The 19,269-nt window shown below is 70.9% G+C and carries 17 protein-coding genes; 12 read left to right on the plus strand and 5 right to left on the minus strand.

What is annotated here, in order from left to right; all coding sequences use genetic code 11:
- Positions 1–26 precede the first annotated feature (26 nt).
- Together Q9R08_RS02290 and Q9R08_RS02295 are read left to right on the plus strand one after the other, a co-directional pair.
- Entirely contained in the window at positions 27–1,046 is a 1,020-nt protein-coding gene (locus tag Q9R08_RS02290) for a LacI family DNA-binding transcriptional regulator (RefSeq protein ID WP_308866197.1), read from the plus strand.
- 135 nt (positions 1,047–1,181) lie between these two features.
- A complete protein-coding gene (locus Q9R08_RS02295) occupies positions 1,182–2,408 on the plus strand; it encodes an amidohydrolase (RefSeq protein WP_308866198.1) in 1,227 nt (408 codons plus the stop codon).
- 17 nt (positions 2,409–2,425) lie between these two features.
- Here the strand turns inward: Q9R08_RS02295 and Q9R08_RS02300 are convergent, their stop codons facing one another.
- Positions 2,426–3,523, minus strand: a complete 1,098-nt coding sequence (locus tag Q9R08_RS02300) for a VanZ family protein (protein WP_308866199.1) — start codon at positions 3,521–3,523, stop codon at positions 2,426–2,428.
- 83 nt (positions 3,524–3,606) lie between these two features.
- Between Q9R08_RS02300 and Q9R08_RS02305 the strand changes: the two genes are divergently transcribed.
- From Q9R08_RS02305 to sufU, 3 genes are all read left to right on the plus strand, one after another.
- Positions 3,607–5,748 carry an amino acid permease gene (locus Q9R08_RS02305; RefSeq protein ID WP_308866646.1) on the plus strand — a complete coding sequence of 714 codons (2,142 nt, stop codon included), beginning with the start codon at positions 3,607–3,609 and terminating at the stop codon, positions 5,746–5,748.
- 62 nt (positions 5,749–5,810) lie between these two features.
- Complete coding sequence (locus Q9R08_RS02310) at positions 5,811–7,112, plus strand: SufS family cysteine desulfurase (RefSeq protein WP_308866200.1); 1,302 nt, start codon at positions 5,811–5,813, stop codon at positions 7,110–7,112.
- Positions 7,109–7,585, plus strand: coding sequence for a Fe-S cluster assembly sulfur transfer protein SufU (gene sufU, locus Q9R08_RS02315; protein ID WP_308866201.1), 477 nt, complete (start codon positions 7,109–7,111; stop codon positions 7,583–7,585). Before Q9R08_RS02310 ends, sufU begins: the two co-directional genes overlap by 4 nt.
- Positions 7,586–7,641: 56 nt before the next feature.
- Here sufU and Q9R08_RS02320 read toward each other — a convergent pair whose 3' ends face one another.
- Together Q9R08_RS02320 and Q9R08_RS02325 are read right to left on the minus strand one after the other, a co-directional pair.
- Positions 7,642–8,502 carry a DUF4097 family beta strand repeat-containing protein gene (locus Q9R08_RS02320; protein WP_308866202.1) on the minus strand — a complete coding sequence of 287 codons (861 nt, stop codon included), beginning with the start codon at positions 8,500–8,502 and terminating at the stop codon, positions 7,642–7,644.
- Entirely contained in the window at positions 8,502–9,014 is a 513-nt protein-coding gene (locus tag Q9R08_RS02325; RefSeq protein ID WP_308866203.1) for a toxin-antitoxin system HicB family antitoxin, read from the minus strand. The genes Q9R08_RS02320 and Q9R08_RS02325 overlap by 1 nt, the downstream gene beginning before the upstream one ends.
- A 206-nt stretch (positions 9,015–9,220) precedes the next feature.
- On the opposite strand from Q9R08_RS02325, the gene Q9R08_RS02330 reads away from it, so the two are divergent.
- The 7 genes from Q9R08_RS02330 to Q9R08_RS02360 all read left to right on the plus strand — a co-directional run bounded on the left by Q9R08_RS02330 (position 9,221) and on the right by Q9R08_RS02360 (position 17,284).
- Positions 9,221–9,361, plus strand: coding sequence for a hypothetical protein (locus tag Q9R08_RS02330; protein ID WP_308866204.1), 141 nt, complete (start codon positions 9,221–9,223; stop codon positions 9,359–9,361).
- On the plus strand, positions 9,358–9,447 hold the full coding sequence (locus tag Q9R08_RS02335; protein ID WP_308866205.1) for a potassium-transporting ATPase subunit F: 90 nt from the start codon (positions 9,358–9,360) through the stop codon (positions 9,445–9,447). The genes Q9R08_RS02330 and Q9R08_RS02335 overlap by 4 nt, the downstream gene beginning before the upstream one ends.
- Positions 9,447–11,129 (plus strand): potassium-transporting ATPase subunit KdpA, encoded by a 1,683-nt coding sequence (gene kdpA / locus Q9R08_RS02340; protein WP_308866206.1) that lies wholly within the window; start codon positions 9,447–9,449, stop codon positions 11,127–11,129. Before Q9R08_RS02335 ends, kdpA begins: the two co-directional genes overlap by 1 nt.
- Positions 11,130–11,132: 3 nt before the next feature.
- On the plus strand, positions 11,133–13,328 hold the full coding sequence (kdpB, locus tag Q9R08_RS02345; RefSeq protein ID WP_308866207.1) for a potassium-transporting ATPase subunit KdpB: 2,196 nt from the start codon (positions 11,133–11,135) through the stop codon (positions 13,326–13,328).
- Positions 13,329–13,352: 24 nt separating this feature from the next.
- Positions 13,353–13,967, plus strand: a complete 615-nt coding sequence (gene kdpC / locus Q9R08_RS02350; protein WP_308866208.1) for a potassium-transporting ATPase subunit KdpC — start codon at positions 13,353–13,355, stop codon at positions 13,965–13,967.
- A gap of 88 nt (positions 13,968–14,055) precedes the next feature.
- A complete protein-coding gene (locus Q9R08_RS02355) occupies positions 14,056–16,581 on the plus strand; it encodes a sensor histidine kinase (protein ID WP_308866209.1) in 2,526 nt (841 codons plus the stop codon).
- A gap of 10 nt (positions 16,582–16,591) precedes the next feature.
- Positions 16,592–17,284, plus strand: coding sequence for a response regulator (locus Q9R08_RS02360; RefSeq protein WP_308866210.1), 693 nt, complete (start codon positions 16,592–16,594; stop codon positions 17,282–17,284).
- Positions 17,285–17,323: 39 nt separating this feature from the next.
- Here Q9R08_RS02360 and Q9R08_RS02365 read toward each other — a convergent pair whose 3' ends face one another.
- A complete protein-coding gene (locus tag Q9R08_RS02365) occupies positions 17,324–18,286 on the minus strand; it encodes a DUF389 domain-containing protein (protein WP_308866212.1) in 963 nt (320 codons plus the stop codon).
- Positions 18,287–18,335: 49 nt separating this feature from the next.
- Positions 18,336–19,238, minus strand: a complete 903-nt coding sequence (locus Q9R08_RS02370) for a TerC family protein (RefSeq protein ID WP_308866213.1) — start codon at positions 19,236–19,238, stop codon at positions 18,336–18,338.
- Positions 19,239–19,269 lie beyond the last annotated feature (31 nt).

Below are 19,269 nucleotides of genomic sequence, written 5' to 3' on the forward strand. Positions count from 1 at the left end.
CGACCGGGGCGAAGAGAGGTGACGACGTGGTCAGCATCGACGAGGTCGCCCGCCAGGCGGGCGTCTCGACGGCGACCGTATCGCGCGCGCTGAGCGGGCGCGGTCACGTCTCGGCCGGCGCCAAGGCCAAGGTCGAGGCGGCCGCGAAGAGCCTCGGCTACGTGGTGTCGGCCTCCGCCTCCAGCCTCGCCTCGGGACGCACGCGCAACATCGGCGTGCTGGTGCCCTTCCTCGACCGCTGGTTCTTCTCGACGGTGCTGAGCGGCATCGCGTCGGCGCTCATGCGCCGCGGCTACGACATCACGCTGTACAGCCTCACCGCCGATCGCGCGGAGCGCCACGACATCTTCGACACGTTCCTCCGGCGTCAGCGCGTGGACGGCGTCATCGCGATCTCGCTGGAACTCGGCGAGGAGGAGACCGAGCGGCTGGTCGCGCTCGACCTGCCGGTCATCGCCATCGGCGGACCCAACCCGCGGCTGACCACCCTGACGGTCGATGACGTCGCGGTCGCCCGCCTGGCCACCGAGCACCTGCTCGCGCTCGGACACCGCGCGATCGCGCACATCGGCGCGAGCCCGGAGTTCGACATCGACTTCCACATCCCCACCCAGCGGCGGCAGGGCTTCGAGCAGGCGCTGGCCGATGCCGGCATCACCGTCAGCCCGTCGCTGTTCGAGCCCGCCGACTTCACGATCGAAGGCGGCTTCCGTGCCGCCAAGCAGCTGCTCGGCAAGCCCGGCGGCCGGCCCACCGCGATCTTCGCGGCCTCGGACGAGATGGCGATCGGCGCGCTCCTGGCCGCGCGGGAACTCGGCTATCGCGTGCCCGAGGACCTGTCGGTGATCGGCATCGACGGCCACGAGCTCGGCGAGTTCTTCCGCCTCACGACGGTCGATCAGTTCCCCCTCGGGCAGGGCGAGCGCGCTGCCGATGCGATCCTCGAGGCGCTCGAGTCGACGGATGCCGAGACCCCGACGCACCGCCCTGGCGAGCTGCCGTTCGAGCTCATCGTGCGCGGCTCGACCGCCCGCCTCCCCGCCTGACCTCCCCAGGCGCGCCTTCGCCGCGGCGCCGCGAGTTCGGCGGACGCGACACGCCGCAACACCCGCCTCGAGACCACGTTTCGTGACACCTGAGCCGGGCGACGGCGCCGCGACGCCGCGGATAGGCTCGACCCCATGACCCTCGACCTCGAAGCGCTCTACATCGATCTGCACCGGCATCCGGAGCTGTCCTTCCAGGAGACCCGCACGGCGGGGGTGATCACGCAGCACCTGACGGAGCTCGGCATCGAGTTCGAGGAGGGCATCGGCAAGACCGGCGTCGCCTCGGTCATCCGCAACGGCGAGGGCCCCGTCGTGTGGCTGCGCGCCGACATGGACGCCCTGCCCGTGCCCGAGCAGACCGGACTCGAGTACGCCAGCACCGCGCGCGGCACCGACCCGTCGGGCACCGACGTGCCGGTGATGCACGCGTGCGGCCACGACATGCACGTCACGGCCCTGCTCGGCGCCCTGGAGCGCCTGGTCGCCACGAAGGACGAGTGGTCGGGCACGATCGTCGCCGTCTTCCAGCCCGCCGAGGAGTACGGCGCCGGCTCGCAGGCGATGATCGCCGACGGCGTGCTCGACCGGTTCCCGAAGCCCGACATCGTCCTCGGCCAGCACGTCACGCCGCTACCCGCGGGCACCATCGGCGTGCGCAGCGGCACGCAGATGGCGGCATCCGACGGGCTCACCGTGACGCTGCTGGGTCGGGGCGGGCACGGCTCGCGTCCACAGGCGACCATCGACCCCGTCGTGATGGCGGCGGCCACCGTCATGCGGCTGCAGACGATCGTCTCGCGCGAGGTCGACCCGCGCGACGTCGCCGTCGTCACCGTCGGCTCGATCCACGCCGGCCTGAAGAACAACATCATCCCGGCCGAGGCGAAGCTCGAGCTGAGCCTGCGCTACCCCGACGACGAGGCCCGCTCCCGCGTGCTCGAGAAGGTCGAGCGCATCGTGCACGCCGAGGCGCAGGCGTCCGGCGCCGAGGAGCCTCCGGTCATCACCACCGACCACACCCTCCCGCCCACCATCAACGACGTCCACGCCACCGCGCGCCTCGTGCTCGCGTTCGACGCCGCGTTCGGCGAGGGAACCGTCATCGACCCCGGCATGTTCACCGGCAGCGAGGACGTGTCGTGGTTCGCCCGCGAGGCCGGCGTGCCGCTGGTGTTCTGGTTCTGGGGCGGGGTCGACCCGACGGCGTTCGCCGAGGCGTTCGCCGCCGGAACCGTCGAGCGCGACATCCCCACCAACCACTCGCCGTTCTTCGCGCCGGTGCTGCAGCCGACGCTGAGCCGCGGCGTCGAGGCGCTCGTGGTCGCCGCGCGCGAATTCCTGGACACGCCCGCGGACTGATCTCCGGTCGCCGTTCGTCAGACACCGGGTGCGGATGCCGCACCCGGCGGTGCGGCATCCGGTTCCTCCGGCTCGCGGGCATCGATGACCCGCTGACCCGAGACGAGGCCGGGCAGCCCGCGACCGCCGGTCGTGACGACGAGCACCACCGAGACGCCCGCGAACACCGCGGCGACGAACGTCCACGCGCCCGGCAGGGCGGTGAGCAGGAGCCAGCCGCCGATGCCGCCGAGAAAGCGGAGGACGCGGGCGAGCCCGACCGGCAGCGGCCCGCCGGCGAAGCGCAGCTGCACCGCGTGGTCGCCCACGGTGGCCCCCGTCGCCAGCGTGACGACGAGCCACACCGCGATCGGCGCGGCGCTCCCCACGAGACTCGCGGCCGACCCGTCCTGCACCGCTGCCTCCGCGCCGAGCAGATACAGCGTCAACTGCACCACCACGACCACAGACAGGCTGAGCAGCCACGCGGCGAGCCCGTCGCACACCATGCCGAGCAGGCGCCGGCCGCGCGTGACCGGCTGCGGTTCGTCGGCATCTGGCAGGCGCGGCGATCCCCGCAGGCGGCGCGGCACCGCGAGCGCGAGCAGCGACCCGAGCACGGCGCCGAGGGTGTTCGTGAGCAGATCGTCGACGTCGAACACCCGGTAGGCGCACGGGTAGAGACCCCAGACGCCCGTGAGCTGCGTGACCTCGACGAAGGCAGACAGCGCGAAGCCCACGACGAGCGCGGTGATGACGCCGCGATCGCCGAGCACGCGGATGAAGAATCCCAGGGGCACGAACAGCAGCACGTTGAGCAGCAGCTGTGCGACCGCGGGATCCGTGGCCGCCTCGCCGCCTCGGCGGGCGAGGGCGCCGCGCACGTCGGCCGCGAGCGCCGTCACATCGACGTTGACGCCTGCGCAGCGGATCGCGTCGGGATCGGGCAGCGGCAGCAGCGTGTAGGTCCAGATCGCCATCACGGCGACCAGTGCCGCTCCCCACAGCAGGAACCTTCCGACGCCGAAGCCGCCGCGCCGGCGGAAGCTGAGCGCGACGAAGGGCACGAACACCAGCACCCCGACGACCACCCCGAGGGTGATCGCGAGCACGGCGAGGATGATCCGGTCCTCCACCCCTCGAGTGTCCCAGAGAGGCCCCTGCATGGATTTCGTGAGGATGCCCGTCCTGATGCGTCCTCCCGAATTCCTCACGAGTAATCTGGCCCGCCGTGACGAACGAAAGCCGCGAGCAGTCGGTAGACGAGGCGCCGAAAGCCAAGCGCCTCATCCTGGGCGACCCCTTGGCGTCCACCGACACCGACGAGCACCTGCTCCCGAAGAAGATGGCGCTGCCGATCTTCGCCTCCGACGCGCTGTCGTCTGTCGCGTACGCCCCGCAGGAGCTGCTCCTCATCCTGCTGACCGGAGGGCTCGCGTTCCTCGCGTTCGCCCCCTGGATCGCGGCCGCGGTGGTGGTGCTCCTCACCGTCGTGGTGATCAGCTACCGGCAGCTCATCAAGGCCTATCCGTCCGGAGGCGGCGACTACGAGGTCGCCCGCAAGAACCTCGGTGAGATCCCCGGCGTGGTCGTGGCCTCCGCCCTCGCCGTCGACTACGCCCTCACCGTGGCGGTGTCGGTCGCGTCGGGCGTCGACAACATCATCTCGGCACTGCCGGGCCTCAATCCGTTCCGCGTCGAGCTGGCCGTGGGCTTCGTCATCCTCATCGTCGTCATGAACCTCCGGGGCGTCCGCGAGGCCTCCCGTGCGTTCGCGATCCCGACGTACGTCTTCATCGGCTCGGTCGGCGTGATGATCGTCGTCGGGCTGTTCCAGGTCGTGATGGGCAACCCGCCGGTCGCTTCGAGCGCACAATATGCGGTCGAGACCCAGGACCTCACCCAGGCGGCGGTCATCCTGCTGGTGCTGCGGGCGTTCTCGAGCGGCTGCTCCGCCCTGACGGGTGTCGAGGCCGTCTCGAACGGCGTGCCGGCGTTCCGCACGCCGAAGGTGCGCAACGCGCAGACCACCCTCGCGCTCATGGGCGGGATCGCGATCCTGCTCTTCTCCGGCCTCACCGCGATCGCCCTGGTGGCGGGCGTGCACTATGCCGAGAACCCCTGCGATCTCATCGGCTTCGACTGCGCCAACCCGCAGCCCAGCCTCATGGCGCAGGTCTCGTCGGCGGTGTTCGGCATGAACTCGGTCCCGTTCTTCGTCATCCAGGGCGCAACCGCCGTCGTGCTCCTGCTCGCGGCGAACACGGCGTTCAACGGCTTCCCGCTGCTGGGCTCGGTGCTCGCCCGCGACGGCTACGCGCCGAAGGCCCTCAACACCCGCGGCGACCGGCTGGTGTACTCCAACGGCATGATCATCCTGGGTCTGGTCGCGATCGGCGTGCTCATCGTCTACCAGGCGAACCTGACGAACCTGATCCAGCTGTACATCATCGGCGTCTTCGTCTCGTTCACGCTCGGTCAGATCGGTATGATCCGGCACTGGCGACGGGGTCTGAGCGCGATTCGCGACCTTCCCGCCGACGAGCGCAGCAGCAAGGCGGTCCGCACCGAGCTGTTCGGCCTGCGCAAGGGCCTCTTCATCAACTCGCTCGGCGCGACGATGACGGCATCCGTCCTGATCATCGTGACCGTCACGAAGTTCACGCACGGCGCGTGGCTGATCTTCCTCGCCATCCCGGTGCTGTCGTTCCTCATGATCGGCGTGCACCGCTACTACCGCGACGTCGACCACGAGATCGCGATGGACGACCAGACGCACTTCGGCTCGACCGGGGATGTCGCCCTGATCCTCGTCAACAAGCTGCAGAAGCCGGTCGTGAAGGCCGTCGACTACGCCCTGGCCGCCAAGCACGACAAGACGTTCGCGGTGCACATCTCGGTGACGAAGGAGGAGGCGGCGGCCCTCGAGGCGGAATGGAGCGCGCACCGCATGCCCATCCCGCTGAAGATCATCGAGTCGCCCTACCGCACGTACGCGAGCCCGATCGCCGAATTCGTCAAGAAGTACCGCGAGCAGCACGGCTCTGCGGTGGTCACCGTCTACCTGCCGCAGTACATCGTCGGCCACTGGTGGGAGTCGCTCCTGCACAACCGGCGTGCGCGCCGCATCGCGCAGCAGCTCATGCTCGTGCACGGCGTCTCGATCACGCTGGTGCCCTGGCTGCTGGACTCGTCCGAGCTCATCTACGGCCGCCGCTCCCGTGCGCTTCCCGGTGACGATCGGGCCGGACGGCCGGCGGCGCCCGAGGTGCACCGTGTCGGCCGGCGGGCGATCCGCCCGGCAGGGCCGCCCGAGAGGTCGGACGCCGCCGAGCCGTCGGTGCCCGCTACCAAGCCCTGACCGCCGGGAGGCCGCCGCGCGACCCCGGCGCCGGGAGGCGGCATCCCGCGTAGCCTTGAAGGGTGACCACTCCCGCACCTGCCCCCTCGCCGGCCGTGCTCCCGGACGCCTCGGCGCTCCGCGAGGACTTCCCGCTGCTCGGCGAGCGCGTCAACGGCGAACGCCTGGTCTACCTCGACTCGGGCGCGACGAGCCAGAAGCCGCGGGCGGTCATCGACGCGGAGGTCGACTTCCTCACGCGCTCGAACTCCGCGGTCCATCGCGGCGCGCACACCCTGGCCGCCGAGGCGACGGAGCTCTTCGAAGACGCCCGCACCACCGTCGCCGGCTTCGTCGGCACGCGGCCCGAGCAGCTGGTCTGGACCAGCGGAGCCACGGCGGGACTCAACCTCGCCGCCTATGCGATCGGCAACGCCTCGATCGGACGCGGGGCACCGGCATCCGCCCGTTTCGCGCTGCATGCCGGCGACGAGATCGTGGTGACCGAGGCCGAGCACCACGCGAACCTCATCCCGTGGCAGGAGCTCGCCGCCCGCACGGGCGCCGTCCTGCGCCACATCCCCGTTCACGAGGACGGGACGCTGGACATGGATGCCGCGGCCGCCGTCATCGGGGAGCGCACGCGCGTCGTCGCCTTCACGCACGTCTCGAACGTGCTGGGCATCGTGAACCCCGTGGACGAGCTCGTCGCCCTCGCGCGCGCGGTCGGTGCGGTGACCGTGCTCGACGCCTGCCAGTCGGCGCCGCACCTGCCGCTCGACCTCCCGGCGCTCGATGTCGACCTCGCGGTCTTCTCGGGCCACAAGATGCTCGGCCCGTACGGCATCGGCGGCCTCTACGGCCGCGCCGAGGTGCTCGAGGGACTGCCCCCGTTCCTCACCGGCGGCTCGATGATCACGACGGTGACGCTCGACGAGGCCGCGTACCTGCCGCCGCCCCAGCGGTTCGAGGCCGGTACGCAGCCGGTGTCGCAGGCCATCGGCCTGGCCGCCGCCGTGCGCTACCTCGACGGCGTCGGGATGGATGCCGTGCACGCGCACGAGAAGCAGCTCGAGGCCCGCATGGGCGAGGGGCTGCGGTCGATTCCGGGCATCCGCCTGCTGGGTGACGCGCCCCGGGCGGAGCGGGTCGGACTGTGGGCGTTCGACGTCGACGGCGTGCACGCGCACGACGTCGGGCAGTTCCTCGACGCGCGCGGCGTCGCGGTGCGCGTCGGGCACCACTGCGCGCAGCCGCTGCACCGCCGGTTCGGCCTCACCGCCTCGGTCCGCGCATCGACGGCGCTGTACAACACCGCCGATGACGTCGATGTGTTCCTCGACGCCCTGTCGGGTGTGCGCTCGTTCTTCGGGGCGGGCGCATGAACAGCCTGGAGTCGCTGTACCAGGAGCTGATCCTCGACCACTCCAAGCGTCCGCACGGCAAGGGACTCGCCGACGAGGACGCAGCCGACGGCGCCGGTCACGGCAGCCGCATCGCGACCTCGTATCAGCGCAACCCGATCTGCGGCGACGAGATCACGCTCCGCGTCCGCCTGTCGGACGACGGCACGACCGTCGACGAGGTGACCTGGGACGGCGCCGGGTGCTCCATCTCGCAGGCGTCGGCGTCGATGCTGGCCGCGCTGGTCGAGGAGGAGGAGCGGATGCCGCGGGCCGAGGCATCCGAGCTTGTCGACGGGTTCCGCGAGGCGCTGCGTTCTCGCGGCGAGATCGCGCTCGACGAAGAGGTCTTCGGCGACGCTGCCGCGCTCTCGGGCGTCTCGAAGTTCACGGCGCGCGTGAAGTGCGCGATGCTCGCGTGGGTGGCCTTCGAGGACGCCGTCTCCCGCGCCTGACACGGCCATGTCGTCGCCCCGACCCTGGGGCTGAGCCTGTCGAAGCGCCCGGGCCCTCAGTCCCCGCCGGCGACCGGGTGCGTGCGGTGCACGGTGATGTCGCCGTAGCCGGTGCGCGCGTACAGCTCCAGCGAGGCCTCGCCTTCGACAGGACCCGTGGCGACGGCCAGCTCGTTGCGCACCGACGCGTGCTGGCTCGACGCGTCGAGCCAGACGGCGGTGCCCGAGCGGATGCCGAGGGTCACGGCTCCGTACGAGGCCTCGACCCGCGCGGTCCCGCCGTTGAGGTCGGTGATCCGCACCGGCCCATAGGCCGAGCGGACGGTCAGCGCCGGCCCGGGATCGCCGAGGTGGACGACGCCGCTCGACGTCGCGATGTCGGCGACCCCCGAGACGGAGCCGACGTCGATGCCGGCATCCGACCCTTTCAGCCGCAGTGCGCCGTCGACGATGCCGATGCGCGCGCGGCCCGAGCTGATGCTGACGTCGGCATCTCCGCGCACGTGCTCGACGCGCAGCTCGCCGTGTCCGAGACCGAGGTCGGCGCGGCCGGTGCGCTCGAGTGTGGCATCGCCGTAGTCGAGGGCGATGCGCGCGGTGCCGACCGCCCCCGCGACGCGGATGGAACCGTACTTGAGCGCCAGCGACACGTCGGAGCCGGTGGGCACACGTACGGAGACGTCGACGGAGTCGCCGGAGCCGAAGAGGGAGAACCGCACCGGACCGACGATGCGCAGGTCGGAGCCGGAATGGATCACGCGCACGGCGTCAGCGGCGCTGCGGTCGCCGCCCCGGTGCGGGTTGGCGGGGCCGATCTCGACCGCGAGGTCGCGGCGGGACTCCGCGATCACGTCGATGCGCCCCATCTGCAGGTCGATGCGCAGGGCGGCCGGACCCGACGCCGGGAACGTCGTCATCAGCGCACCCAGCCGGTGTACGACGAGCTCGCTCCCGCCGCGGCTGCGGGTGCGGGATCCAGCGACGCCGTCACAGCGCGCACGAGCCAGGCGTTGAGCGACAAGCCCTCGGCGCCGGCCGCCGCCTCGGCGCGGACCTTGAGCGAGTCGGGCAGGCGCAGCGTCGTGCGCGCCGTGGCGTCATCGCCCTCGTCTGCGGATGCCGCGACCGGAACGCCGGCGAGGGCGACGGGGCCGCTCGAGTTCGATGCCGGCTGGGCGACAGCGGCGCCGGGGCGCGACACGATGAAGTCGACGTCCCGGCCGCGCAGGCGCACATCGACCGAGCCTGGTGCCAGCTCGCGTGTGATCTCGCCCGCCGCCTCCGACAGCGCCTCGAGGATCGCCAGGCGCGCGGCGGGTTCGAGCGCGGTGGCGAGACGCGCGGCGACCTCGGCGGTGTCGCTCCCGCCGGCTGCCGCGGCCGCGGCGAGCTGTCGCTGGAGCTCTTCGACGTGACTGGCGATCTGCATGACGTCAGAGTGACATCACAGTGGCGTCACGTCAACGGGCTCGTCGGATCGGCGTCAGGGGACCGTGAGCGTCGGCTCCGAGGCCGTTCGGATTCCGTGAGGACGGCGGAAGCGGCATCAGTTCGCGGGTTGCATCGGACCCACGCCCGCCGCACCGCGGGCGGCCACGCGGCCCGCCGCGCGGAACGCAGCCACCGGGAGTCCATGTGCTCGATGTCATCTACCTCGCCGCGACGATCGCGTTGTTCGCGCTCGTCGGCCTGATCGCCAGGGGGGTCGAGCAGCTGGCCCCACGCACCCGGACCTCGACGCCGCGCGAACCGATGAGCGGAGAGGCGCGCAGATGATCCTCTTCTCTCTCGTCGCCGGCGTCCTCGGCCTCGCCGCGATCGTCTACCTCCTGGTCGCCCTCGTGAATCCGGAGAGATTCTGATGGATGCCGCGACCGTGGTCACCGGCATCCTGCAACTCGCGACTCTGCTGCTCACCCTCGCGGTGCTGTACCGGCCGCTCGGGGACTGGATCGCCCGCGTCTACACGAGCGGTCGGGACGCGCGCGTCGAGCGCGGCTTCTACCGGCTCGTGGGGGTGGATCCCCGCTCCGAGCAGACCTGGCAGGCGTACACGCGCGGGGTTCTCTCGTTCTCGGCCGTCGGCGTGCTCTTCGTCTACGCCTTGCAGCGATTCCAGGGTCTGCTGCCGTACTCGCTGGGCCTGCCCGCCGTGCCCGAGGGCCTCGCCTTCAACACCGCGGTGTCGTTCGTCACGAACACGAACTGGCAGTCCTACTCCCCCGAGCTCACCATGGGCTACACCGTGCAGCTCGCAGGTCTGGCGGTGCAGAACTTCGTGTCGGCGGCCGTCGGCATCGCCGTCGCCGTTGCGCTCGTCCGCGGGTTCGCCCGCCGCGGATCGGCCACCATCGGCAACTTCTGGGTGGATCTCACCCGAGGTCTGACACGCCTGCTCCTGCCCCTGGCAGCCGTGTCAGCCATCGCGCTCGTGATCGCCGGCGTCGTGCAGAACGCGAACGGACTCGCCGAGGTCGCGACGGTGACCGGCGTAACGCAGCCGATACCGGGCGGGCCGGTCGCGTCGCAGGAGGCCATCAAGCTCCTCGGTACGAACGGCGGCGGTTTCTTCAACGCCAACTCCGCGCATCCGTTCGAGAACCCCACGCCCTGGTCGAACATGCTGGAGATCCTGCTGCTGATCGCGATCCCGGTCGCGATGCCGCGCGCCTTCGGCCGCATCATCGGCGACGATCGACAGGGCTACGCCATCCTCGCGGTGATGGGGTCGATCGCCGTCGTGTCCATCGTCGCGGTGACCTGGCTCGAGTCGCTGGGGCTCGGCACCGCCCCGCAGCTCGCGGGCGCCGCGATGGAGGGCAAGGAGACGCGCTTCGGCATCTTCGGCTCGACGCTGTTCGCCGGCGCCACCACGCTCACCTCGACAGGCGCGGTCAACTCGATGCACGACTCGTACACCGCGCTCGGCGGCATGATCCCGATGATCAACATGATGCTCGGCGAGGTGGCGCCCGGCGGGGTGGGATCGGGCCTGTACGGCATGCTCGTGCTCGCCGTGATCGCCGTCTTCGTCGGCGGCCTTCTCGTCGGCCGCACGCCCGAGTACGTCGGCAAGAAGATCGGCCCCACGCAGATCAAGCTGGCGAGCCTGTACATCCTCGTGACGCCGGTCCTCGTGCTGGCGGGCACCGCGCTCAGCTTCGGCATCCCGGTCATCAACGCCGACGTCGAGTCCACCTCGATCTGGAATCCCGGTGTGCACGGCCTCGGCGAGGTGCTCTATGCCTTCACCTCGGCGGCCAATAACAACGGCTCCGCCTTCGCCGGCCTCACCGCCAACACTCCATGGCTCAACATCGCGCTCGGTGTGACCATGCTCCTGGGGAGGTTCGTGCCGATCGTGTTCGTGCTGGCGCTGGCCGGCTCGCTCGCCGCACAGCAGTCGACGCCGTCGAGCGCCGGCACGCTCCCCACCCATCGCCCGCAGTTCGTCGGCCTTCTCGCCGTCGTCGCGGTCGTGATCACCGCACTCACCTACTTCCCCGTTCTCACGCTGGGTCCCCTGGCGGAAGGGCTCGTCTGACTCATGACCACCCCCACCCTCGTCTCTCTGCCCGAGCCCCTTCAGGGCCCCGTCTCCGGCTCGATTCCTCCCCGGCCGGACCAACGCTCGCGCGGGTTCAGCGCGGCGCAACTGGGCGCGGCTCTGCCGGGGGCGCTCTGCAAGCTGAACCCCGCCGCCCTGTGGCGTAGCCCCGTCATGTTCCTCGTGTGGGTCGGCGCGGCTCTGACCACCGCCATCGCCATCGCCGAGCCGTTCCTCGGCGGCGCGGAGGAGTCGGGCGGCACGCGGGTCCCGTTCGGCTTCACATGGGGGATCGCGGTGTGGCTCTGGCTCACGGTGCTGTTCGCCAACCTCGCCGAGTCGGTCGCCGAGGGGCGCGGGAAGGCCCAGGCGGCGACGCTGCGCAAGACGCGCACCTCGACGATGGCGCACCGTGCCATCGGCTACGACCCGGTCGCCGATCCTTCCGCGCAGCGCACCGAGAGCGTCGAGGTCGCCTCCGGTGAGCTGAACCTGGGCGACGTGGTGATCGTGTCGGCAGGTGAGCTCATCCCCGGCGACGGCGACATCATCGCGGGGATCGCGACCGTGGACGAATCGGCGATCACCGGCGAGTCCGCGCCGGTGATCCGCGAATCGGGCGGCGACCGCTCGGCCGTCACCGGCGGAACCCGGGTGCTCTCGGATCGCATCGTCGTGCGCATCACATCCGAGCCCGGCCAGACGTTCGTCGATCGTATGATCGCGCTCGTCGAGGGTGCGAGCCGCCAGAAGACGCCGAACGAGATCGCCCTCGGCATCCTGCTGGCGAGCCTGTCGATCGTGTTCGTGATCGTCGTGCTCACGTTGAATCCGATCGCGTCATACGCCGGGGCACCCGTCAGCATCCCGGTGCTCGTCGCACTGCTCGTGTGCCTCATCCCGACGACGATCGGCGCGCTGCTGTCCGCCATCGGCATCGCCGGGATGGACCGGCTCGTGCAGCGCAACGTGCTCGCGATGTCGGGCCGAGCTGTCGAGGCGGCGGGCGACGTCACGACGCTCCTCCTCGACAAGACCGGCACGATCACCTATGGCAACCGCCGAGCCGCGGACTTCGTCACGATGCCGGGCGTCCGCGATGCTGAACTCGCTGCCGCAGCGGCGCTCGCGTCGCTGGCCGATCCGACCCCGGAGGGGGTGTCGGTGGTCGAACTGGCGCGACTGCGCGGACAGGAGGTGGGCGAGCCCGCCGGGTCCGCCGTCGTGCCGTTCACCGCGCAGAACCGCATGAGCGGTGTCGACCTCGAGGACGGCACCCAGGTTCGCAAGGGCGCCGGCTCAGCGGTCCTGGCATGGCTGGCGGCATCCGGATCCCCCGTCACCGCCACGACGCGCGCGCTGCTGACCACCGAGACCGACGCCATCGCCCAGTCCGGCGGCACGCCGCTCGTCGTGGCGGTCCGAGGTGCCGTGCAGCCGGACGCAGCAGAGGCCGCGCGGGTCCTCGGCGTCGTGCACCTGAAGGACGTGGTCAAGGAAGGCCTCCGTGTGCGCTTCGACGAACTGCGCGCCATGGGCATCCGCACGGTCATGATCACTGGCGACAACCCGCTGACCGCCGCCGCGATCGCGAAGGAGGCAGGGGTCGACGACTTCCTGGCCGAGGCCACCCCGGAGGACAAGCTGGCCCTCATCCGCCGCGAGCAGGAGGGCGGCAGCCTCGTCGCTATGACGGGCGACGGCACGAACGATGCCCCCGCACTCGCGCAGGCCGACGTCGGCGTCGCGATGAACACCGGCACGTCGGCAGCCAAGGAGGCCGGCAACATGGTCGACCTCGACAGCGACCCGACGAAACTCATCGACATCGTGCGCATCGGCAAGCAGCTGCTGATCACGCGCGGCGCGCTCACGACGTTCTCCCTCGCCAACGACATCGCGAAGTACTTCGCCATCATCCCGGCGATGTTCATGGGGGTCTTCCCGGGCCTCGCGGCGCTCAACATCATGCAGCTCAGCTCTCCGGCATCCGCCGTCACGAGCGCCATCATCTTCAACGCGCTCATCATCGTGATCCTCATTCCGCTCGCGCTGCGCGGCGTGAAGTACCGCCCGGCGAGCGCCTCGGAGATCCTCAGCCGCAACCTGCTCGTGTACGGGCTCGGCGGCGTGATCGCCCCCTTCATCGGCATCAAGCTCATCGACGTCCTCGTGAGCCTCATCCCGGGCTTCTGACCCACGAGCCCGACAGGAGACACCATGTCCATGTCCGCCCGCACCACTGTCCGCACCGCCGGCGTCGCGTTCCGCGCGATGCTCATATTCACCCTCGTGCTCGGCGTCGGCTACACGCTCCTCATCACCGGTGTCGCGCAGCTCGCCCTGCCGTGGCAGGCGAACGGTTCGCCGGTGCACGATGCCGCCGGCGCCACCGTCGGGTCGGCGCTCGTCGGCCAGTCCTTCACGGATGCCGACGGGGATGCGCTGCCGCAGTACTTCCAGTCGCGGCCCTCGACCGCCGGCGACGGCTACGACGGCGGCGCCTCGAGCGGATCGAACTACGGCCCCGAGAACGAGGACCTCATCTCGGCGATCGAGAGCAGGCAGAGGACGATCGCGGAGCGGGAAGGCGTCGCGATCGCGGACATCCCCGCCGACGCGGTGACCGCCTCGGGGTCGGGCCTCGACCCGCACATCAGCCCGGCGTACGCCCTGCTGCAGGTGCCTCGCATCGCCGCCGCGCGCGGGCTGGACGAGTCCACGGTGCGGTCGCTGGTCGAGGCGCACATCCAGCAGCGCGACCTCGGCTTCCTCGGCGAGCCCCGTGTGAACGTCGTCGAGCTCAACCTCGCCCTCGATGCGCCGGCGCAATGACTGCTCACCTGTCGCATATGGCGGGTCGCGGACACAGATCGCGACAGGCGAGCGGGCATCGGGGGGACGGCGGACATAGGGTGACCACATGAAGCGCGGCAAGCTGCGGGTGCTGCTCGGGGCGGCGCCCGGCGTCGGCAAGACGTACGAGATGCTCGAGGAGGGCCGCCGCCTCGCGGAGGACGGCCGCGACGTCGTGATCGCCGTCGTGGAGACGCACGATCGCGCCGCCACCGCCGCGCTCGTGGAGGGCCTGCCCGTGATCCCCCGCGCCACCGTCTCGCACCGCGGGATGGAACTGACCGACATGGATCTCGAGGGCGTCCTGGAGCGGCATCCCGAGATCGCACTCGTCGACGAGCTCGCCCACACCAACGCGCCCGGGCTGCCCCACCACAAGCGATGGCAGGACGTCGACGCGCTCCTCGACGCCGGCATCGACGTCATCACGACCGTCAACGTGCAGCACATCGAGTCGCTCGGCGGCGTGGTCGAGAAGATCACGGGAGTCGCCCAGCAGGAGACGGTTCCGGACGCCGTCGTCAGGGCCGCCGACCAGGTCGAGGTGGTCGACCTCTCGCCGCAGTCGCTGCGCGATCGCCTGTCGGCAGGACTCGTCTACCCGGCGGAGCGGATCGACGCCGCGCTGTCGAACTACTTCCGGCTCGGCAATCTGACCGCGTTGCGCGAACTGGCGCTCCTGTGGCTCGCCGACGAGGTCGACAGCGCCCTGAAGTCGTACCGCGCCGAGCACGGCATCGAGGGCGCGTGGCAGGCGAGGGAGCGGGTGGTCGTCGCCCTCACCGGCGGCGCGGAGGGCGAGACGCTGCTGCGGCGCGGCGCCCGCATCGCGGCGCGGTCGGCGGGCGGCGAGCTCCTCGCGGTGCACGTCTCGAGCCAGGACGGCCTGCGTTCGGGCGACCCGGGGGCGCTCGCCGCGCAGCGGGCGCTGGTGGAATCCCTCGGCGGCACCTACCACCAGGTCGTCGGCGACGACGTGCCCCGTGCGCTCGTCGAGTTCGCGCGCTCGGTGAACGCGACGCAACTCGTCATCGGCGTGAGCCGCCGCGGCCGGCTGATGGCGGCGCTGACCGGTCCGGGCATCGGGGCGACGGTTGTCCGCGAGTCCGGCGACATCGACGTGCACATCGTGACGCACGATGCGGCCGGCGACCGCTTCCCGCTGCCGCGCGTGACCGGCGGCGCCCTGAGCGTCAAGCGCCGCGTGCTCGGCTTCGCGCTCGCCCTCGTCGGCGGACCGCTCCTGACCTGGCTGCTGGTCTCGCTCCGCAACGAGGACACCATCACCAGCGACGTGCTCGCCTACCAACTGCTCGTCGTTCTCGTGTCGCTCGTGGGAGGCATCTGGCCGGCGGTCTTCGCGGCCGTGATGTCGGCGTTCACCCTCAACTACTTCTTCGTCCAGCCGTATTACACCGTCTCGATCGCGGATCCGCGGAACGTGTGGGCGCTGATCCTCTACGTCGTGATCGCCGTGCTCGTGAGCTTCATCGTCGACCGTGCCGCGCGCGCCGCACGGGCGGCACGTCGTGCGGAGGCCGAAGCGGAGCTGCTCGCGAACGTCGCGGGCAGCGTGCTCCGCGGCGAGTCGGCCGTGCCGGCTCTCATCAGCCGCACCCGCGAATCGCTCGGCCTCGCCGGTGTGCGACTCGTCGACGCCGATGACACGGTCGTCGCCACCGACGGCGAACCCGTCCGCGACGGACGCTACGAAGCGGTGACGGTGGCGCGACGCAACGGCGGCCCGCCGGCGATGCTCGAGCTGCACGGCCACACGCTCGACGCCTCCGAGCGCCGCCTCATCGATGCCGTGGCCGCACAGCTCTCGGCCGCCCTCGAGCACAGCGACCTCACCGCAACCGCGCGCGCAGCCGGCGTCCTGGCCGAGACCGACCAGGTGCGCAGCGCCCTCCTCTCCGCCGTGAGCCACGACCTCCGCCGCCCGCTCGCCGCTGCGGTGGCCGCCGTGGGAGGGCTGCGCGCCGCGGAGCCGAACCTCTCGCCCGACGACCGTGCCGAGCTGATCGCGACGGCCGACGAGTCGCTCGCGACCCTGTCGGCGCTCGTCACCGACCTTCTCGACGTCAGCCGCGTGCAGGCGGGGGTGCTCGCCGTGTCGCTTCAGCCCGTCGACAGCGCCGGCGTCGTGCTCGCCGCGCTCGACGAGCTGGGTGCGGGACCCGACCGGTTCGAGCTCGCCCTCGATCCCGACCTTCCCCCGTTGACCGCCGACCCCGTGCTGCTGCAGCGCGTGCTCGTGAACGTGCTGTCGAACGCCGCGCGGCACACGCCCGGGGGTACCCGTGTCCGCGTGGCGACGAGCCGACTCGGACGCACGGCTGAGATCCGCATCGTCGACCACGGCAGCGGCGTCTCGCCCGAGCGCCGCGACGACATGTTCGCCCCGTTCCAGAGACTCGGCGACACGGACAACACCGCGGGCCTCGGTCTCGGACTCGCCCTCTCCAAGGGCTTCACCGAGGGCATGGGCGGTACGCTCACCCCCGAGGACACGCCCGGAGGAGGCCTGACGATGGTCATCGCACTCCCCGTCGCCGATCCGGTGCCCGCCGAAGAGAGGCCACTTCGATGAAGGTCGTGTCGTGAAGGTCCTCATCGCCGACGACGATCCGCAGCTCGTCCGGGCCCTTCGCATCACCCTCGCCGCCCACGGCTACGAGGTGGTGGCGGCGCCCGACGGTGCCGCGGCCGTCGCGCTGGCGGCCAAGGAGCACCCCGAGATCGTCATGGTGGACCTCGGGATGCCGCGGCTCGACGGCGTCCAGGTCATCGAGGCGCTGCGCGGCTGGACCACCGCGCCCATCATCGTGGTGTCGGGGCGCACCGGTTCCGCCGACAAGGTGGAGGCGCTGGATGCCGGCGCCGACGACTACGTGACCAAGCCGTTCCAGATCGATGAGCTGCTCGCGCGTCTGCGCGCGCTGTCGCGACGCCTGGGAGCGGCATCCGGAACCCCCGTCGTGACCTTCGGCGACGTCGTCGTCGACCTCTCGACCAAGACCGTCACCCGCGGCGGCGAGCGCGTGCACCTGACGCCCACGGAATGGCGCATCCTCGAGTTCCTCGCCCGCAATCCCGGTTCGCTGGTGACGCGGCAGGCGCTCCTGAAAGACATCTGGGGCACCGAGCAGGTCGCCGACACCGGGTACCTGCGGCTGTACATCTCCCAGCTGCGCAAGAAGCTCGAGGTCGACCCCGGCCGCCCCGCGCACCTCCTGACGGAGTCCGGCATGGGCTACCGGCTGCTCATCGACACCCCCGACGCCGCCGCCTGACGCCGGGACCGGCGGAGTGCAGACCCGACACGCGGCTCCTCACGCCTGAGCCGCGCTCCGCCGCTCGCGCCGCGCCGCGAGTCGTCGCCCTATCCGGCGTCCGACCTTCAGCTGCACCCACAGCGTCGCGATGCCGGCCACGAAGAGCCCGGCGAGGTTGACGAGCAGCTGCAGAAGAGCGCTGAAAGCCTCGTCCCACGCACCGACCGCGAGCGTGAGCCCGATCGTGCCGACCGCCGGCACCGTGGTGATCGAGATGAACACGCCTACCAGGGCCGACGACTTCGAAGTGGTGAGCGAGAGCACGCCGGCGATGCCCGCGAGCAGGGCGATGACGAACGACCACACGTCGGGAGCGATGATGAACTCGGTGAGGGGCCCCGTCGTGGCCTGCTCGTACGTGATGAGACCGAAGGCGTACACGATCGCCCAGACGCCCCACGCGATCGCGGCGCTCAACGCGAATCCGCCGAACAGAGTGACCGACGCCATGCCCACGATGCCGCGCTTGCGCCGCACGACGGCGTAGCAGATCGCCGCGATCGGTGCGAACTCCGGACCGACCACCATGGCGCCGATGATGAGGATGGGCTGGTCGAGCAGACGCCCGATGCCTGCGATCAGGGTGGCGAGCAGCAGGAACGCGAAGAAGCTCCATGACGGGCGCGCGTCCTCGCGGGAGCGGTCGGCCAGCTGCGCCCACAGCACGCCGTCTGCGGGATGACCGGGAGCGGCTCTCTCAGCAGCCGTGGCGGCGTCGGAGGCTACTGCGATCGGCTCACTCACCACGATGGAGCCGTTCGCGGGCACACCGGCGTGCCGGAGCATCCGCATCACATTGTTGGCGTTCTCCCGCGCCAGCGCGAAGTGCAGGAGGTCGCCGTCGCCATCGAGCGCGGCCGACGGCACGTAGACGATGTCGCTGACGGTCGGCTCCTCACGGAGCCGGTCGCGCAGCCGGCGGGCGAGCTCGTGCGGAGCGGTGACACGGACGGTGAGCATGCACACATCCTCCCGTGCCGGCAGGCTCCCGCCCTAGGCGGCTGCCGGATCAGCCGAGACCCTGGCGCTCCTCGCCGGCGGCGGGCGCGGCATCGCCGGCCACGGGCTTCGCCGAGAGGCCCACCGAACCGGCGTGCGGGCCCTTGGACAGCGCGGCGGCCACGGCGACCGACTCGTCGGCGTCGGGGTACTGCGGTCGCAGCTGCACGGCGGACTGGCGCTTGTGCTCACGCTTGGCCTTGCGGGCCGCGTAGGTGAGGTTGAGCGCCTCGACGAGGATCGCGAACGCCATCGGCGCGTAGATGAAGGCCTTGTCGATGTGCACGCCGAAGCCCTCGGCGACCAGGAACACGCCGATGAGGAGGAGGAACGACAGGGCCAGCATCTTCACCGTGGGGTGCTTGTTGACGAACGAGAAGATGAAGCGGGCGGCGAACAGCATGATGCCGAACGAGAGCACGACGACCGTGATGATCACGACGAGGTTCTCGGTCATGCCCACGGCGGTGATCACCGAGTCGAGCGAGAAGACGATGTCGAGCGCGAGGATCTGCGCGAGCACCGCTCCGAAGGTCACGTCCTTGCGTCCTGCGCCGCCGTGCTCCTCTTCGGCGCCTTCGAGCTTGTGGTGGATCTCGGTCACGGCCTTGTAGACGAGGAAGAGGCCACCCGCTATGAGGATGAGGTCCTTCCACGAGAACCCGAGCCCCCACAGCACGAAGATCTCCTCCTTGAGCGTGATGATCCATCCGGCGAAGAGCACCAGGATCACGCGGATCACCATCGCCAGCGTCAGGCCGAGGTTGCGGGCCTTGGCCTGCTGCTCCTTCGGCAGCTTCGACGCGAGGATCGAGATGAAGATGACGTTGTCGACGCCGAGCACCACCTCGAGGACGAACAGCGTCAGGAACACGGCGATCAGATCGGGCGTGAAAGCGAAGGAGAAGTCCACGCGGCTATCGTATGCGGCGCCCCGTCTCCGG

Source organism: Microbacterium psychrotolerans, from assembly GCF_031085295.1.
Taxonomy (GTDB): domain Bacteria; phylum Actinomycetota; class Actinomycetes; order Actinomycetales; family Microbacteriaceae; genus Microbacterium; species Microbacterium psychrotolerans.

Coding starts and splice junctions, on each gene's coding strand:
- Q9R08_RS02295 (WP_308866198.1), top strand. CDS start 1,182: ATGACCCTCGACCTCGAAGCGCTCTACATCGATCTGCACCGGCATCCG.
- sufU (WP_308866201.1), top strand. CDS start 7,109: ATGAACAGCCTGGAGTCGCTGTACCAGGAGCTGATCCTCGACCACTCC.
- Q9R08_RS02320 (WP_308866202.1), bottom strand. CDS start 8,502: ATGACGACGTTCCCGGCGTCGGGTCCGGCCGCCCTGCGCATCGACCTG.
- Q9R08_RS02325 (WP_308866203.1), bottom strand. CDS start 9,014: ATGCAGATCGCCAGTCACGTCGAAGAGCTCCAGCGACAGCTCGCCGCG.
- Q9R08_RS02335 (WP_308866205.1), top strand. CDS start 9,358: ATGATCCTCTTCTCTCTCGTCGCCGGCGTCCTCGGCCTCGCCGCGATC.
- kdpA (WP_308866206.1), top strand. CDS start 9,447: ATGGATGCCGCGACCGTGGTCACCGGCATCCTGCAACTCGCGACTCTG.
- kdpB (WP_308866207.1), top strand. CDS start 11,133: ATGACCACCCCCACCCTCGTCTCTCTGCCCGAGCCCCTTCAGGGCCCC.
- kdpC (WP_308866208.1), top strand. CDS start 13,353: ATGTCCATGTCCGCCCGCACCACTGTCCGCACCGCCGGCGTCGCGTTC.
- Q9R08_RS02355 (WP_308866209.1), top strand. CDS start 14,056: ATGAAGCGCGGCAAGCTGCGGGTGCTGCTCGGGGCGGCGCCCGGCGTC.
- Q9R08_RS02365 (WP_308866212.1), bottom strand. CDS start 18,286: ATGCTCACCGTCCGTGTCACCGCTCCGCACGAGCTCGCCCGCCGGCTG.